Annotated in this window: 1 protein-coding gene; it reads left to right on the forward strand. The window is 60.2% G+C overall.

Going from position 1 to position 1,089, the window contains the following annotated elements:
• Positions 1-1,089, forward strand: a 1,089-nt coding sequence (gene ntrC, locus ADADOO_RS03675; RefSeq protein ID WP_511275113.1) for a nitrogen regulation protein NR(I), incomplete at both ends; no start/stop codon positions are given.

A 1,089-nucleotide genomic window follows, 5' to 3' on the forward strand; every position in this document is an offset into this window, starting at 1 on the left:
TGGATGATCCGGCAGACCGCGGCCCGCAGGTGATGATCAGCGACATTCGTATGCCAGGCGGCAGCGGTATCGATTTGCTCGACCAGGTCAAGACCCGTCTGCCGGGTCTGCCGGTGATCATCATGACGGCGTATTCCGACCTGGACAGCGCGGTGTCGGCGTTTCAGAGTGGTGCCTTTGAATACCTGCCCAAGCCGTTTGACCTGAACAAGGCGGTGGAGTTGCTGCGCCGTGCCGTCGAAGAAAGCCGCCGTGAAGAAGTGGCTGAGCAGCAGACCGTGGCCGCCACCGAGATGCTGGGGCAGGCCCCGGCCATGCAAGATGTGTTTCGTGCCATCGGACGTTTGAGCCAAAGCAATGTCACGGTCATGATCACCGGCGAGTCGGGCTCGGGCAAGGAACTGGTGGCGCGCGCCTTGCACAAGCATTCGCCGTGCGCGGGTGGGCCGTTCATCGCCATCAATACCGCTGCGATCCCGAAAGATTTGCTTGAGTCCGAGCTGTTCGGGCACGAGCGCGGTGCTTTTACTGGCGCCCAGACCATGCGCCGTGGCCGTTTTGAACAGGCCGACGGTGGCACCTTGTTTCTGGACGAAATTGGCGACATGCCGGCTGACTTGCAGACCCGTCTGCTGCGCGTGTTGTCCGACGGTCATTTCTACCGGGTCGGCGGTCATGGCGCGGTCAAGACTCATGTGCGCGTGATCGCCGCGACGCATCAAAATCTGGAGCAGCGCGTCAAGGAGGGCGTGTTTCGGGAAGATTTGTTTCATCGGCTCAACGTGATCCGCTTGCGTCTGCCAGCGTTGCGTGAACGCCGCGAGGACATTGCCGCGCTCACGCGGCACTTCTTGCAGCAAAGCGCCGCGCAACTGGGTGTGGAACCCAAACGTATTTCAGCGGCGGCGTTGCAGTGGCTGGAGCGCTTTGACTTTCCGGGCAATGTGCGCCAACTTGAAAATATGTGCCACTGGTTGAGCGTGATGGCACCGGCACAACTGATTGAACCGAAAGATTTGCCACCCGAAGTGGGTGTGGACACGCGCCAAGTCGTAGCTTCAAATCAACCTCTGGCGCATGTGAATAAAG

The sequence above is a fragment of the Azonexus sp. genome, from assembly GCF_036170495.1.
GTDB lineage: Bacteria > Pseudomonadota > Gammaproteobacteria > Burkholderiales > Rhodocyclaceae > Azonexus.